Source organism: Micromonospora sp. WMMC415 (genome assembly GCF_009707425.1).
Taxonomy (GTDB): domain Bacteria; phylum Actinomycetota; class Actinomycetes; order Mycobacteriales; family Micromonosporaceae; genus Micromonospora.
In genome coordinates, this window is sequence record NZ_CP046104.1 from 5986281 (window position 1) to 6000199 (window position 13919).

At 74.3% G+C, this 13919-nt stretch carries 12 protein-coding genes and 3 tRNA genes; 8 read left to right on the forward strand and 7 right to left on the reverse strand.

The window, feature by feature from the left end; translation table 11 throughout:
* The first annotated feature begins 19 nt into the window (after positions 1-19).
* The 5 genes from cofC (at position 20) to GKC29_RS28040 (ending at position 5888) form a co-directional block, all read left to right on the forward strand.
* Positions 20-673 carry a 2-phospho-L-lactate guanylyltransferase gene (cofC, locus tag GKC29_RS28020; RefSeq protein ID WP_230688844.1) on the forward strand — a complete coding sequence of 218 codons (654 nt, stop codon included), beginning with the start codon at positions 20-22 and terminating at the stop codon, positions 671-673.
* Between the two features lie 10 nt (positions 674-683).
* Positions 684-881, forward strand: a complete 198-nt coding sequence (locus GKC29_RS28025) for a cold-shock protein (protein ID WP_155333663.1) — start codon at positions 684-686, stop codon at positions 879-881.
* Between the two features lie 54 nt (positions 882-935).
* Positions 936-3260 (forward strand): RNA degradosome polyphosphate kinase, encoded by a 2325-nt coding sequence (locus tag GKC29_RS28030; RefSeq protein WP_155333664.1) that lies wholly within the window; start codon positions 936-938, stop codon positions 3258-3260.
* Positions 3261-3456: 196 nt separating this feature from the next.
* Positions 3457-4986, forward strand: coding sequence for a CYTH and CHAD domain-containing protein (locus tag GKC29_RS28035; RefSeq protein ID WP_230688845.1), 1530 nt, complete (start codon positions 3457-3459; stop codon positions 4984-4986).
* Positions 4983-5888 (forward strand): NUDIX hydrolase, encoded by a 906-nt coding sequence (locus tag GKC29_RS28040; protein ID WP_155334381.1) that lies wholly within the window; start codon positions 4983-4985, stop codon positions 5886-5888. The genes GKC29_RS28035 and GKC29_RS28040 overlap by 4 nt, the downstream gene beginning before the upstream one ends.
* Before the next feature lie 117 nt (positions 5889-6005).
* On the opposite strand, the gene GKC29_RS28045 is transcribed toward GKC29_RS28040, so the two are convergent.
* The 3 genes from GKC29_RS28045 to leuC form a co-directional block, all read right to left on the reverse strand.
* Positions 6006-6596 (reverse strand): HU family DNA-binding protein, encoded by a 591-nt coding sequence (locus GKC29_RS28045; protein ID WP_155333666.1) that lies wholly within the window; start codon positions 6594-6596, stop codon positions 6006-6008.
* A 172-nt stretch (positions 6597-6768) separates the two neighbouring features.
* Positions 6769-7356 carry a 3-isopropylmalate dehydratase small subunit gene (gene leuD / locus GKC29_RS28050; protein ID WP_155333667.1) on the reverse strand — a complete coding sequence of 196 codons (588 nt, stop codon included), beginning with the start codon at positions 7354-7356 and terminating at the stop codon, positions 6769-6771.
* Positions 7357-7371: 15 nt separating this feature from the next.
* The gene (leuC, locus tag GKC29_RS28055) at positions 7372-8817 is read right to left on the reverse strand and encodes a 3-isopropylmalate dehydratase large subunit (RefSeq protein ID WP_155333668.1); all 1446 of its coding nucleotides are present in this window, start codon (positions 8815-8817) and stop codon (positions 7372-7374) included.
* 49 nt (positions 8818-8866) lie between these two features.
* Here leuC and GKC29_RS28060 point away from each other — a divergent pair, with 49 nt between their 5' ends.
* Entirely contained in the window at positions 8867-9553 is a 687-nt protein-coding gene (locus GKC29_RS28060) for an IclR family transcriptional regulator (protein WP_013284529.1), read from the forward strand.
* 156 nt (positions 9554-9709) lie between these two features.
* On the opposite strand, the gene GKC29_RS28065 is transcribed toward GKC29_RS28060, so the two are convergent.
* The 4 genes from GKC29_RS28065 to GKC29_RS28080 all read right to left on the reverse strand — a co-directional run bounded on the left by GKC29_RS28065 (position 9710) and on the right by GKC29_RS28080 (position 11191).
* Positions 9710-9782, reverse strand: a tRNA-Glu gene (locus GKC29_RS28065).
* A 251-nt stretch (positions 9783-10033) separates the two neighbouring features.
* Positions 10034-10106, reverse strand: a tRNA-Glu gene (locus tag GKC29_RS28070).
* A gap of 103 nt (positions 10107-10209) precedes the next feature.
* Positions 10210-10281: transfer RNA gene (locus tag GKC29_RS28075), tRNA-Gln, on the reverse strand.
* A 106-nt stretch (positions 10282-10387) separates the two neighbouring features.
* Positions 10388-11191 (reverse strand): fumarylacetoacetate hydrolase family protein, encoded by an 804-nt coding sequence (locus GKC29_RS28080; protein ID WP_155333669.1) that lies wholly within the window; start codon positions 11189-11191, stop codon positions 10388-10390.
* A 301-nt stretch (positions 11192-11492) separates the two neighbouring features.
* On the opposite strand from GKC29_RS28080, the gene GKC29_RS28085 reads away from it, so the two are divergent.
* Complete coding sequence (locus GKC29_RS28085) at positions 11493-12974, forward strand: hypothetical protein (RefSeq protein WP_370463286.1); 1482 nt, start codon at positions 11493-11495, stop codon at positions 12972-12974.
* A 34-nt stretch (positions 12975-13008) separates the two neighbouring features.
* Positions 13009-13878 carry a 3-methyladenine DNA glycosylase gene (locus tag GKC29_RS28090; protein ID WP_155333671.1) on the forward strand — a complete coding sequence of 290 codons (870 nt, stop codon included), beginning with the start codon at positions 13009-13011 and terminating at the stop codon, positions 13876-13878.
* Positions 13879-13919 lie beyond the last annotated feature (41 nt).

Consider the following 13919-nt stretch of genomic DNA (forward strand, 5'->3'; position numbering starts at 1 on the left):
GGGCTGGCAGGATGACGAGGTGACCTCCCAACTGGCCTGGACCGTGGTGGTGCCGGTGAAGCGGCTGGGCGTCGCGAAGAGCCGGTTGCGGGGCGCGCTGCGGGGCGTACCCCACGAGGCGCTGGCGCTGGCCCTGGCGGCCGACACGGTCCGCGCGGTGCGGGCGTGCGCGGCGGTGGCCGACGTGCTGGTGGTCACCGACGACCCGCGGGTGGCGGCGGTGGCCGGCGGCGCCGGCGCCCGGGTGCTGCCGGACTCGCCGGCCGGCGGGCTCAACGCCGCCTTCCGGCACGGCGCGTCGGCCGCGCGGGGTGGCTGGGTGGCCGGCCTCACCGCCGACCTGCCCGCGCTGCGCCCGGCCGAACTGGCGGCGGCGCTGAAAGCGGCGCAGGCCGGCCCCGCAGGGGTACGCCGGTACGTCGCCGACGCCCCGGGCAGCGGCACGGTGCTGCTGGCCGCCCCACCGGGCGTGGCCCTGGATCCGCGCTTCGGCGTGGGATCGGCGGCGGCGCACGCGGCCAGTGGGGCGCTGGCACTGGCGGGCGACTGGCCGAGCCTGCGCCGCGACGTCGACACCGTCGAGGACCTGGCCACCGCGGCGCGGCTCGGGCTGGGCCCCCGCACCGCGGCGCTGTGCGGCGCGGGCGCCGCGGCTGCCGGCCGGCCCGTGTAGCGTTCCGGTCATGCAGGGCACGGTGGCCACCTACGACGCGGCGACCCGCAGCGGCGTGCTGCTCCTCGACGACGGCACCGAGCTGGCGTTCCCGGCGCGGGCGTTCGACGCCTCCGGGCTGCGGCTGCTCCGGCTCGGGCAGCGGGTCCGGATCGAGACGGACGACACCGGCGCGGTGGTACGCGTGACGTTGCCGACGATGGCCTGAGCAACCCCGCGCAAGTTCATTTTGCGTTAACCCGATTCGGGTGAAGATGAGCGGGTGAGCACCCCTCGCGAGCACCCCGCCGACCAGCCCTCCGCCACCGAGCCGGCCGGATCCCGCAACGGCACCCGCCCCCGGGGCGCCGACGGCCGCTTCCGCACCAACCGCTCCACCGACACCGCCGACGTCCGCCCCGACACCGCCGGCACCGACGCGGCCGCCGCCTCCGCCGGTCTGGAGGAGGTGCTGGACCCGGCGTCGGCCCGCTTCACGCCACCCGCCGCCCCGGCGGCCGCCGCCGACGAGCCGCCGATGGTCGAGCCCCTGCCGGAGGACCGCTTCCTCAACCGGGAGCTCTCCTGGCTGGACTTCAACGCCCGGGTCCTCGCGCTGGCCGAGGACCCGCGCACGCCGCTGCTGGAGCGGGCCAAGTTCCTGGCCATCTTCGCCAGCAACCTCGACGAGTTCTACATGGTCCGGGTCGCCGGCCTGAAGCGGCGGCTCTCCGCCGGCCTGCCGGTCCGCGGCGGCGACCGGCTGCCGCTGCGCACCCAGCTCGAACTGATCGCCGAGCGGACGGCCGCCCTCGTCCACCGGCACGCGGCCTGCTTCGTCGACGACGTGCTGCCGAAGCTCGCCGCCGAGGACATCCGCATCCTCAGCTGGGGCGACCTCGACGACGCCGAGCGGGAGCGGCTGCGCACCTACTTCCGGGAGCAGATCTTCCCGGTGCTCACCCCGCTCGCGGTCGACCCGGCGCACCCCTTCCCGTACATCTCGGGTCGGTCGCTCAACCTGGCGGTGTCGGTCCGCGACCCCGACGGCGGCTCGGAGCTGTTCGCCCGGGTGAAGGTGCCCAACAACGTGCCCCGGTTCGTCCGGATCCACCGGGACCAGCCGGGCCTGCGCGTCATGCCGGTGGAGGACCTGATCTCGGTGCACCTGGGCCAGCTCTTCTCCGGCATGCAGGTGGTCGAGTGCCACCTGTTCCGGGTCACCCGCAACGCCGAGGTGGAGGTCGACGAGGACCGCGACGAGGACCTGCTCCAGGCGTTGGAGCGGGAACTGGCGCGGCGCCGCTTCGGCCCGCCGGTGCGGCTGGAGGTCGCCGCCTCCATCTCCGACCACATGCTGGAGCTGCTCGTCCGCGAGCTGGACATGGACTCCCACGACGTCCTGCGGGTGCGCGGGCTGCTCGACCTGTCGGCGCTCTGGCAGGTGTACGGCGACGCCGACCGACCGGACCTCAAGGACCCGCCCTTCGTGCCCGCCACGCATCCCCGGCTCGCCGAGGGTGAGGTTCCCCGGAGCGTGTTCGCCACGCTGCGGGACGGGGACGTGCTGGTGCACCACCCGTACCACTCGTTCGCCACGAGCGTGCAGCGCTTCGTCGAGCAGGCGGCCGCCGACCCGAACGTGCTGGCCATCAAGCAGACCCTCTACCGCACCAGCGGCGACTCACCGATCGTCGACGCGCTGGTCGACGCGGCCGCCGCCGGCAAGCAGGTGGTGGTGCTGGTCGAGTTGAAGGCCCGGTTCGACGAGATCGCCAACATCGGCTGGGCCCGTACGCTGGAGCGCGCCGGCTGCCACGTGGTCTACGGCCTGGTGGGCCTCAAGACGCACTGCAAGACCGCCCTGGTGGTGCGCCAGGAAGGCAACCAGATCCGCCGCTACTGCCACATCGGCACCGGCAACTACCACCCGAAGACGGCCCGCCTGTACGAGGACTTCGGCATGCTCACCGCCGACCCGGAGATCGGCGCCGACCTGACCGATCTGTTCAACGTGCTCACCGGCTACAGCCGGCAGACCGCGTTCCGGCGGCTGCTGGTCGCGCCGCAGGGCATCCGCAGCGGGCTGATCGAGCGGATCGAACGGGAGATCTCGCACGTCCGGCTCGGCATGCCCGGCCTGGTCCAGTTCAAGGTGAACTCGCTGGTCGACGAGGAGGTCACCGACGCCCTCTACCGCGCCTCCCGGGCCGGTGTCCACGTGGACCTGCTGATCCGTGGCATGTGCACGCTGCGGCCGGGCGTGCCGGGCCTGTCCGACAACATCCGGGTCCGCTCCATCCTCGGCCGCTTCCTCGAGCACTCGCGGATCTTCCGGTTCGGCAACAACGGCGACGCCGAGTTCTGGATGGGCTCGGCCGACCTGATGCACCGCAACCTGGACCGCCGGGTCGAGGCCCTGGTGCAGGTCAGCGACCCGGTGGCCCGCGCCGAGCTGGACCACGTGCTGACGGCGGCGTTCAACCCCGACGTGGAGGCGTTCGAGCTGGCCGCGGACGGCACCTGGACCCGGCGTACCGGCGACGAGGCGCCACTGGTCCACCTTCAGGACCTGCTGCTGCGCCGCGTCGGCGGCACAGCCGGCTGATCCGGCCGTGTCTCGGCTAGGGCCTGTCCTGCCGATCATGTCGAGCCGAGGCGAGGTCCAGGCGGCGATCCCGGCAAGGCGGAGATTCGTCCGGATACCGGTGTTGTATCCGGACGAATCTCCAACGCCGCCGGGCGTCGCCTGGATCCGCCGCAGGCCGACTGATGATCGGCAGGACAGGCCCTAGGCTGACCTGATGGAGGAGGAGCGCAAGTACGAGGTGGACGACGGCTGGGCGTTGCCGGAGCTGACCGCGGCGGCGCCCGGAGGCGGCGGCGTACGCGAGCTGCCGCCGGTGACCCTGGTCGCCACGTACTTCGACACCGTGGACCTGCGGCTGGCGCGGGCCGGGGTCTCGTTGCGCCACCGCGAGGGCGACCCGCTTCCCTGGACGGTGAAGCTGCCGACCGACAGCCCCGGTGTCCGGCACGAGATCTCCCGGCCGGGTGCGGTCGACGCTCCCCCGGCCGACCTGGTGGAGCTGGTCACCGTCGTGCACCGGGGAGCCCCGCTGGCACCGGCGGCCGTGGTGCGCACCGTTCGCCGTGCGTACGAGGTCCACGACGACACGGGCGCGACGCTCGCCGAGGTGGTGGACGACGACGTCACGGTGCTCGACGCCGACGGCGCGACCACCGCCGCCTTCCGGGAGGTGGAGGTCGAACGGAAGGCGGGCGACCGGGACCTGCTGGACCGGATCGGCTCGCTGCTGCGGGAGGCCGGCGCCCGCGACGGCGGGTTCGTCCCGAAGCACGTCCGCGCGCTCGGCGCGGCGGCGGAGGGCGAACCCGACCTGGTCCCGCCCGCCGGCCTGCCGGCCGACCCGACCGCCGGCGAGGTGATGACCGAGGCGCTCCGCCGGGAGGTGCGGCGGCTCCTCGCGCACGACCCGCTGCTCCGGCTGCGCGCGCCGGTCGGCGACGGCGACACCGCCGTGCACCAGATGCGGGTCGCCTGCCGGCGGCTGCGCAGCGACCTGAAGACCTTCCGGCGGCTGGTCCGGCCCGGGTGGGCACGCCGGCTGCGGGACGAGTTGACGTGGCTCGCTGACGCGCTCGGCGCCGCCCGGGACGGCGAGGTGCTGCGGGAGCGGCTTCGGCGTACGGCCGCCGCCGACCCGCTGAGCCCGCTCGACCCGGCGGTGGTCGACCGGCTCGACGCCGTCCTGGCCGAACGGCAGGAAGTGGCCCTGGCCGCCGTCGACGAGGCGCTCCGCTCCGACCGCTACCGGGCCCTGGTCGACGCCCTGGTGCTGGCCGCCGCGTCGCCGCGGCTGACGCCCCGGGCCGCCGCGCCCGCCCGCGACCTCCTGCCGCGCCTGGTGGCCCGTCCCTGGCGCCGGCTGGCCGGCGCGCCGGGCCGGCCGGGCAGCGTCGCGGCGCTCGCCCAGGACGGACCGGACGAGCAGTGGCACACCGTCCGCAAGGACGGCAAGCAGGCCCGCTCCGCGGTCACCGCCGTCGCGCCCGTGCTCGGCGGCGACGCCGCGAAGCTCGCGCGCAAGCTCGCCCGGGTGCAGGACCTGCTCGGCGAACACCAGGACGCCGCGGTCGCCGCCGAGACGTGGCGAGACGTCGCCGACACGCGACCGGACGACCACGACCTGGCGGTGACCGCCGGCCGGATGCTGGAACGGGAGCGCGCGACGGTGCGGCGCGTCCGGGCGGAGTTCCCGGGGGCGTGGCGGCGGGCGAGCCGGCGGCGACGGACGGCGTGGCTGCGGTGAACGGGCCGCCGACGACGGAGGGTGCGCCGGTCGCACCACCCGGCATCCGCGCCGCGGGGGGCGTGGTCTGGCGACCCGGCCCGGCCGGTGTGGAGGTCGTCCTGGTGCACCGTCCCCGGTACGGCGACTGGTCGCTGCCCAAGGGCAAGCTGGAGCCGGCCGAGCACCCCCTGTTCGCCGCCGTCCGCGAGGTCGCGGAGGAGACCGACGTGCGGGCGGTGCCGCAGGTCCGCCTGCCGAGCATCGGCTACCGCAGCGAGGGCCGGCCGAAGGTCGTCGACTACTGGTCGATGCGGGCGGTCGGCGAGGGCGGCTTTCAGCCCGGCACCGAGGTCGACGAGGTGCGGTGGCTCCCCGTCGACGAGGCGGCCCGGCTGGTCAGCTACCCGCACGACGCGGAGGTGCTCGCCGCGTTCGCGGCCCTGCCACCGGTGACCGTGGCGACGGTGCTCGTCCGCCACGGCCACGCCGGCAAGCGCGGCACCTGGGCCGGACCGGACAGCGGTCGGCCGCTGGACGCGCAGGGCTGGGCGCAGGCGCACGCGCTCGCGCCCCTGGTGGCCCTGGTCCGGCCGGTACGCCTGCTGGCGGCGTCGGCGCGCCGCTGCGTACAGACCCTCGACCCGGCGGCGGCGCTGCTCGACCTGCCGATCGAGGTCGACGGCGACCTCGACGAGCCGCGGGCCGGTCAGGATCGTGACGAGTGCGTACTGGCCACGGCCGCCCGGCTCGCCGCGCTCGGCGCCGCCGGCGATCCGGTCGCGGTGTGCAGCCAGGGAAAGGTGGTCCCGGGGGCCCTGGAGCGGCTCAGCGGCCGCGCGGAGGACTTCACCACGCCGAAGGGCGGCGGTTGGCTGCTCGCGTTCTCGGGCGACCGTCTCGTCGCCGCCGACCGCCTGTGACGGGCAGGGACGTCGCCCGGGTCGAGGGTGGTCCCCAGGATCCGCGCGCCGGTGGGCGCGGGCGCGGAACAAGGGGGCCCACCGCGAGCGGTGGGCCCCCTTCGCCGTACGCCTGGGTCAGCGCCTCGTCGCTGCCTTCTTGGCCGGGGCCTTCTTCGCCGGGGCCTTCTTGGCCGCAGTGCTCTTGGCCGCCGTGGTCTTCTTCGCGGCGGCCTTCTTCGCCGGGGCCGCCTTCGCCGTGGTCTTCTTCGCCGCTGCGGTCTTCTTCGCCGCCGCGGTCTTCGCCGCCGCGGTCTTCGTGGGCGCGGCCTTCTTCGCGGCAGCCGTCTTCTTCGCGGCAGTGGTCGCCTTGGCACCGGCAGCCTTGGCACCGGTGGTCTTCGCGGCGGCAGCGGTGGTGGTCTTCTTCGCCGCCGCCGTGGCCTTCGGCACCTTGCCGCTGGCCACCATCTCCTTGAACCCGGCGCCCGCGCGGAAGGTCGGGACGGAGGTCTTCTTGACCTTCACCGTCTCGCCGGTCCGCGGGTTCCGGGCTGTTCGGGCGCCTCGGACGCGCTTCTCGAACGCTCCGAAGCCGGTGATCGCCACCTTCTCGCCCTTGGTGACCGCCGCCTGGACCTCAGCGAGGACCGCGTCGAGCGCGGCCGTCGCCGTCTTCCGGTCCCCCAGGCGAACGGCGAGCGCCTCGATGAGCTCGGCCTTGTTCACGACTTCCTCCCGATTGTGCAACTGACTCGACGCGAGCCATTCTGCGCGCACGGTATGCCCTGTGCTGCCGGGACACAAACATTCGGTGGAAAAAAGCCCTTGTGTCGCAACGGATTCGCCCCCACCGGTGAGACCGGTGGGGGCGGAATCGGCGCGGCGAAGGGGCGCGGGGCTATGCGACGGTGGGCAGGAACGACGGCCGGGACGCCTCGAAGGCGGTGATGTCGGCCTCGTGCCGGAGGGTGAGTCCAATGTCGTCCAAGCCCTCCATCAGCCGCCAGCGGCTGAAGTCGTCCAGCGGGAACGACCAGCTGGCCTCCCCGACGCGGACCTGGCGGGCGGTCAGGTCGACGGTGACCGGGGTGGTCGGATCGGCCTCGACGGCGGCCCAGATCTCCTCGACCGCTTTCAATTCCAACTCGACCGGGAGCAGACCCTCCTTGAGGGCGTTGCCCCGGAAGATGTCACCGAAGCGCGGGGAGATCACAGCGCGGAAGCCCCAGTCGCGAAGGGCCCAGACGGCGTGCTCCCGGGAGGAGCCGGTACCGAACTCCGGACCGGCGACAAGAATCGACGCATCCGAATACGCTTGATCGTTGAGGACGAATTCCGGGTCCTCCCGCCACGCGCTGAACAAGCCGTCCGCGAAACCCGTCCGGGTCACCCGCTTGAGATAGACGGCGGGGATGATCTGATCGGTGTCCACGTTGGACCGGCGCAGCGGCACGGCGGTGCCGGTGTGGGTGGTGAACCTCTCCATCAGCGGTGTCCTCTTCTACAGGTCGGCGGGAGCGGCCAGCCGGCCCACCACGGCGGTGGCGGCGGCGACCGGCGGGGAGACCAGGTGGGTGCGTCCGCCCCGGCCCTGGCGGCCCTCGAAGTTCCGGTTGGAGGTCGAGGCGGCGCGCTGGCCCGGGGAGAGCGTGTCCGGGTTCATGCCGAGGCACATCGAGCAACCCGCGAACCGCCACTCGGCGCCGGCGTCGGTGAAGATCTTGTCGAGCCCCTCGGCCTCGGCCGCCTCCCGGACGGCCGCCGAGCCGGGCACGACGAGCATGCGGACTCCCTCGGCCACCCGGCGCCCACGCAGCACGTCGGCGGCGACGCGCAGGTCCTCCAGCCGCCCGTTGGTGCAGGACCCGACGAAGACGACGTCGACCGCGAGGTCCCGCAGCGGGGTGCCGGGCGTGAGGTCCATGTACGCCAGCGCGCGGCGGGCGGCGGCCTGCTCCGGCTCGGTCACGAACTCCTCGGGATCGGGCACGGACGCGTCCAGCGGTGCGCCCTGGCCGGGGTTGGTGCCCCACGTCACGAACGGCGTGATCCGGGTGGCGTCCAGGGTGACCTCCGCGTCGAAGGTCGCGCCGTCGTCGGTGGGCAGGGTCCGCCAGTAGGCGACCGCCGCGTCCCAGTCGGCGCCCGTCGGGGCGTTGGGCCGCCCCTTGAGGTACGCGAAGGTCGTCTCGTCCGGCGCGATCATGCCGGCCTTGGCGCCCCATTCGATGGACATGTTGGCGATGGTCATCCGGCCCTCCATCGAGAGGTTCCGGATCGCCTCGCCCCGGTACTCCACGATGTGGCCGCGTCCGCCGCCGGTGCCCACCTGCGCGATCAGCGCGAGCACCAGGTCCTTGGCGGTGACCCCCGGCGCGAGTTCCCCGACGACGTTCACCGCCATCGTCCGCGGGCGGGCCTGCGGCAGCGTCTGGGTGGCGAGCACGTGCTCGACCTCGCTGGTGCCGATGCCGAACGCCAGGGCCCCGAACGCGCCGTGGGTGGCGGTGTGCGAGTCGCCGCAGACGATGGTCATGCCGGGCTGGGTCAGGCCCAACTGTGGGCCGATGACGTGCACGATGCCCTGGTTCTCGTCACCGAGCGGGTGCAGCTTCACGCCGAACTCGTCGCAGTTGCGGCGCAGCGTCTCGATCTGCGTACGCGAGGTCGGGTCGGCGATGGTGAGGAGGTCGCCACGGCGGGACCGGAACGACGGGTCGGCGTACCCGGTCGGGGTGTTGTGGTCCTCGGTCGCGATCGTCAGGTCGGTGCGGCGGACCGGGCGGCCGGCGAGGCGCAGCCCGTCGAACGCCTGCGGGCTCGTCACCTCGTGCAGCAGGTGCAGGTCGATGAAGAGCAGGTCGGGCTCGCCCGCGACGGACCGTACGACGTGCGCGTCCCAGACCTTCTCGGCCAGGGTCCTCGGCTCAGGAGTGACTCCCACCATCTGGACATCCTAAATTCTGGGAGGTAAGTTTCGGCTTGTGGGACACAGTATGAGCGGTGTCGGCGTTCTCGACAAGGCGGTGGTCATCCTGGCCGCCTGCGTCGACGGCGCCAGCCTGGCCGAACTCGTTGAACGCACGAAGCTGCCCCGGGCAACGGCGCACCGGTTGGCACAGGCACTGGAGATCCACCGGATGCTGGTACGCGACACCCAGGGGCGCTGGCGCCCCGGGCCACGCCTGGGCGAACTGGCCAACGCGGCGCCCGACGTACTCCTGACCGCGGCGGAGCCGCTGCTCGCCGCCCTGCGCGACGCCACCGGCGAGAGCGCCCAGCTCTACCTGCGCCGCGCCGACGAGCGCATCTGCGTGGCCGCCGCCGAGCGGGCCAGTGGCCTGCGCGACACCGTGCCGGTCGGCTCGGTGCTGCCGATGACCGCCGGCTCGGCGGCGCAGATCCTGCTCGCGTGGGAGCCGCCGGAGGCGGTCATGCCGCTGCTGCCCCGCTCGAAGTTCACCGGCCGCACCCTCGCGGAGGTCCGCCGCCGCGGCTGGGCGCAGAGCGTCGCCGAACGGGAGGCCGGTGTGGCGAGCGTCTCGGCGCCGATCCGCGACCGCACCGGCCGCGTGATCGCCGCCATCAGCATCAGCGGCCCGATCGAACGCCTCGGGCGCCGCCCCGGCGAACGTCACGCCATGGCCGTGGTCCGAGCCGGCCAACGCCTCTCCGGCCTCTGACCCGCTACCCGCCCAGGTCGATCATGAAGTTAGCGGGTGGATCGAAGATCAAACCACCCGTCAACTTCATGATCGACCTGGGCGGGGGCGGGGCCCGGGGGGGGGTGCGTGCGGGAAGGGCCCGCCTCGCGGGTGCGAGGCGGGCCCTTCGATCTGTAGCCCCGACCGGATTCGAACCGGCGCTACCGCCTTGAGAGGGCGGCGTCCTGGGCCGCTAGACGACGGGGCCAGGAGTTTTCCTGCTTCACCGCCCCGGTCGGGCGGCGCGGAAGTAGTCTAGCGGCACCGGTGATCGGGCCGACGGCGGGGGCGTTCGCGCGCTTCCGGCCGGCACGCCCGAGGGCGCCGGCCCGGGACGGCTCCGGACACCAGCGCCGGCCGGCGGGCCCGCCACCGACGGGCGGGCGGCGACCCGGAGGCGCATCGGTGCCGGAGAACGACGAAGCCCGCCCCACATGGGACGGGCTGTCACCGCTTCTGTAGCCCCGACCGGATTCGAACCGGCGCTACCGCCTTGAGAGGGCGGCGTCCTGGGCCGCTAGACGACGGGGCCAGAACCTGCTGCTCCCACCCTCGCGGGCAGGAAGCCGAACTCTATCAGAGGTCGGACCTCCGCCAGAATCCAGCGACCGCGATTCTCACGAATCGCGACTGCGCTGGGGTACCAGGACTCGAACCTAGACTAACTGAACCAGAATCAGTCGGGCTGCCAATTACCCCATACCCCATTGGCCCCTTGCGGCGCCGGGATCAAACTTTACCCTCCCGCTGCCGACAGGCCAAATCGAGCCCCACAAACCGCCCGTGAGCTGCGGAAACGGGCCTCAGGGCGGATCAGGTGACGGGTACCACCGGGTTGCTCAGCTCACCGATCCCCTCGATCCGCACGGTCACCGTATCCCCGTCCGCGAGCGGGCTAACCCCGGCCGGCGTACCGGTCAGGATGACGTCGCCCGGGAGCAGCGTCATCACGTGCGAGACGTACGACACCAGGGCCGGCACGTCGAACACCATGTCCCGGGTGCGGCCGAGCTGGCGGACCTCCATCTCGTCCGGGTTGCGACCCACCTCACACCGGATCTCCAGGTCGGCGACGTCGAGCCCGGTGGTGATCCAGGGGCCGATGGGGCAGAACGAGTCGAAGCCCTTGGCCCGGGTCCACTGGCCGTCCGCGCGCTGCAGGTCCCGCGCGGTCACGTCGTTGGCGCAGGTGTAGCCGAAGACGGCGCGTTCGGCGGCGGCCCGGTCGGCGCGGCGGGCGCCGGGGGCGCCGATCACGACCGCCAGCTCGGCCTCGTGCTCGACCTGCTTGGAGAAGATCGGCAGCCGGATCGCGTCCCGCGGCCCGATCACCGAGGTGGACGGCTTGAGGAACAGCAGCGGCTCCCTGGGGACCTCGCTGCCGTGCTCGGCGGCGTGTTCGGCGTAGTTGCGGCCGACGCAGACCACCTTGCTCGGCAGGATCGGCGACAGCAGCCGTACGTCGGACAGGGCCCACCGCCCGCCGGTGAAGTTGACCCGCCCGAACGGGTGCCCGTCGATCTCGGCGACGGTCAGGCCCTGCGGGCCCGCCTCCGGCTCCCCCTCGACGACCCCGAACGACATTCCGTTGGCATGAGCGAAACGAGCGATACGCACCAGGCCAATCTAGTCCGGGCGACCGCTGCGGGAACCGCTGGCCACGCGCCCCGGCACAGGCGACCGCGGGGCCGACGGGTCACGCGCCCGGCACGGACGGCTGCGCCGAGCCCCGGCACGGCCCGGAGCGGCGCCGGGGCCCACGCGTTCATCGAAGGCGGCGGCCACGGCCGCCGGGCAGGTCACCGCCCGCGCCGGGCGGGCACCCTACGGGATCGGCGGGCCGTCGGGGCGGACTTCCCGACTTCGTACCCGCACGGCGTGCGCCCGCCCCTAGCGTCGGCTCCGGAGGTTCGTTCGTATGCCTGCATCGACACGACACCACAGGACCCTCGCAGTGGTCGTCCACTGCCTCGGCATCCTCGCCGCCGTACCGGCACTGCCGGTGGCGGCACCCGACCCGGCCGGCACAGCGCGGCCCGCCGCCACCCAGCCGGCCGTCACCCAGCCGGCCGCCGCGCCGGAGGCCACCACGCGCCAGGCCACCGCGCCGGAGGCCGGCACGCCGGAGGCCACCGCGCACCGGGCCACCGCGCGGCCGGTGCCGGCGCACCCGGTGGCGCGGCCGCCGCTGGCCGTCGCACCGGTGGCCGCGCCGCGACCGGCCGCCGCGCCGACCGACCAGCCGGGTGCGAGCGTGGAACCGGGCCGGCCGTCGGCCCCGCCGGCCGTGCCCATCCCGACCCGGGCGGCTCTCCCACCGCCGAAGCCGCCGGTCACGGTGCGGGTCGCGCCGGAGGGCACGCCCGCGCCGCGCTACCGCATCCAGGTCCGCAACGACGGCAGCCGGCCGGTCGCTACCACCGTCCGCCAGGAACTGCCCCCCGGTACGTCGCCGACCTCGATCACCAGCGGTGGTCGGGCCACCCGCAACGGCGGGCAGGACGTGACCGAGGTGACCTGGAACCTGCGGCTGCCCGCCCGGAGCACCACGACCCTGGGCACCGCGATCACCGCCGCCCCGGGCCGACCGTTGACCGCGCCGGCCTGCGCCTTCGCCACCGACGGCTACCGCCCGTACGACTGCGCGACCGCCACCTGGCAGGGCGTGGCTTCCCAGACCACGACGGTCACGAAGGCCGACCCGCCGGTGTGGCGGCAGCCCGCGACGCTGGTGGCCGGCCTCGGCGGTCTCGCCGTCGTCGCCCTGGGCGGTCTCTGGACGTGGCGGCGCCGGCGCCGTCCGCAGGCCGCTGCCCTCGTCGACCACGCGCGGGGCACGGTCTACCCGCGGCCGGCGACGCCCAGCGCCCCGCCGCTGCGGCGCAAGCCGTCGACGTGGCTGATCGTGCCGGTGGCCGCGGTGATGCTGGCCGGCACCCTCGGCACGGCGACCTGGACGGCGACCCGGCAGGCCGCCGCGGTCGACACCGACAGCCGCCCCACCAGTGGCGCCTGGGTCGGTACCGGGGTGTCCGGCGCGGTCGGCGAGCCGCTGCGCGAGGCGGCGTTCGAGTTCACCGTCTACCGCGTCGCCTGCGAGCCGGGCCGGGGCGCGCGGCAGTGCGCGGCCACGGTCGGCGTCCGGAATCTCACACCTGAGCAGCAGAGTTGGCACGGCCGCCTCCAGCGCGCGTACCTCGCCGACGGCAACTTCGTCAGCACGGACGAGCAGGCGACGCGCCGGGCGAACCTGGGGCGCGACGTGTTCGCCCGGCCGATGGCGGCCGGCAGCCGCATGGTGCTCCCGCTGGTGTTCACGGTGAACGGCCGGGAGCCGCCGACCCAGTTGGAGCTGCGCAGCGGCGTCTTCTCCGCCGGGGTGCGGGTGGACGTGCCCTGACCGGCGGCGCGGGCGGCGGTCGTACCCTGGGTGCGTGACCGCCGCCCTCGCCCCGACCGCTGTGCTCGACGCGGCGGTCTGGCGGGCGCGGCGCCGGGCGCACGAGGAGCGGGTCGACGCCTGGCTGACGCCGCACCTGGCCCGCCGGCGGCGCGGCGAGAAGCATCCGGTGGAGGACTTCCTCTTCACCTACTACTCGTACCGCCCCGCCCAGCTGCGCCGCTGGCATCCGGGCGCCGGGGTGGTGCTGCGCGACGCGGACGCCGCCGACCTCGGGCGGGACTACCGCGCCGGCGCCGCCGGGGTGACGCTCGACACCGAGGGGGTACGCGCCCGGCGCGCCGAGTCGGTCGCCTGGATCCGGGCGCTGCTCAGCGCCACGGCCGGGCGGTCCGCGCAGTTCGGCTGCTTCGGCATGCACGAGTGGGCGATGGTCTACCGGCAGACGCAGGCGGAGGTGCGGCACAACGCCTGGCCGCTGCGGCTGAGCCCGGAGCGCACCGCGGCGGTCGTCGACGAGCGGGGCGTACGGTGCAGTCACTTCGACGCGTACCGCTTCTTCACCGCCCCGGCCCGGCCGCTCAACGTGCTCACCCCGACCCGGGAGAGCCAGCACGCACTGGAGCAGCCCGGCTGCCTGCACGCCAACATGGATCTCTACAAGTGGGCGTACAAGCTGTCGCCGCTGGTGCCGAGCGAACTCGTGGCGGACGCTTTCGACCTGGCGGGGGAGATCCGCACCCTCGACATGCGGGCCAGTCCGTACGATCTGGCCGCGCTCGGGTACCCACCGGTGCGGGTGGAGACCGCGGAGGGGCGGGCGGAGTACGTGACCGCGCAGCGCCGCTTCGCCGAGCGGGCCGCGGCGCTGCGCGCCCGCCTGCTCGACGCCCTGCCCGAGTAGTCCGAACCGGGCCGGGCGAGCCGCCGCGCTTGACACAGTGG

Bases quoted from the DNA above. Each gene is read 5' to 3' on its own strand.
- GKC29_RS28025 (WP_155333663.1), top strand. From the start codon at position 684: ATGCAGGGCACGGTGGCCACCTACGACGCGGCGACCCGCAGCGGCGTG.
- GKC29_RS28035 (WP_230688845.1), top strand. From the start codon at position 3,457: ATGGAGGAGGAGCGCAAGTACGAGGTGGACGACGGCTGGGCGTTGCCG.
- leuD (WP_155333667.1), bottom strand. From the start codon at position 7,356: ATGGAGAGGTTCACCACCCACACCGGCACCGCCGTGCCGCTGCGCCGG.
- leuC (WP_155333668.1), bottom strand. From the start codon at position 8,817: ATGGTGGGAGTCACTCCTGAGCCGAGGACCCTGGCCGAGAAGGTCTGG.
- GKC29_RS28060 (WP_013284529.1), top strand. From the start codon at position 8,867: ATGAGCGGTGTCGGCGTTCTCGACAAGGCGGTGGTCATCCTGGCCGCC.
- GKC29_RS28085 (WP_370463286.1), top strand. From the start codon at position 11,493: ATGCCTGCATCGACACGACACCACAGGACCCTCGCAGTGGTCGTCCAC.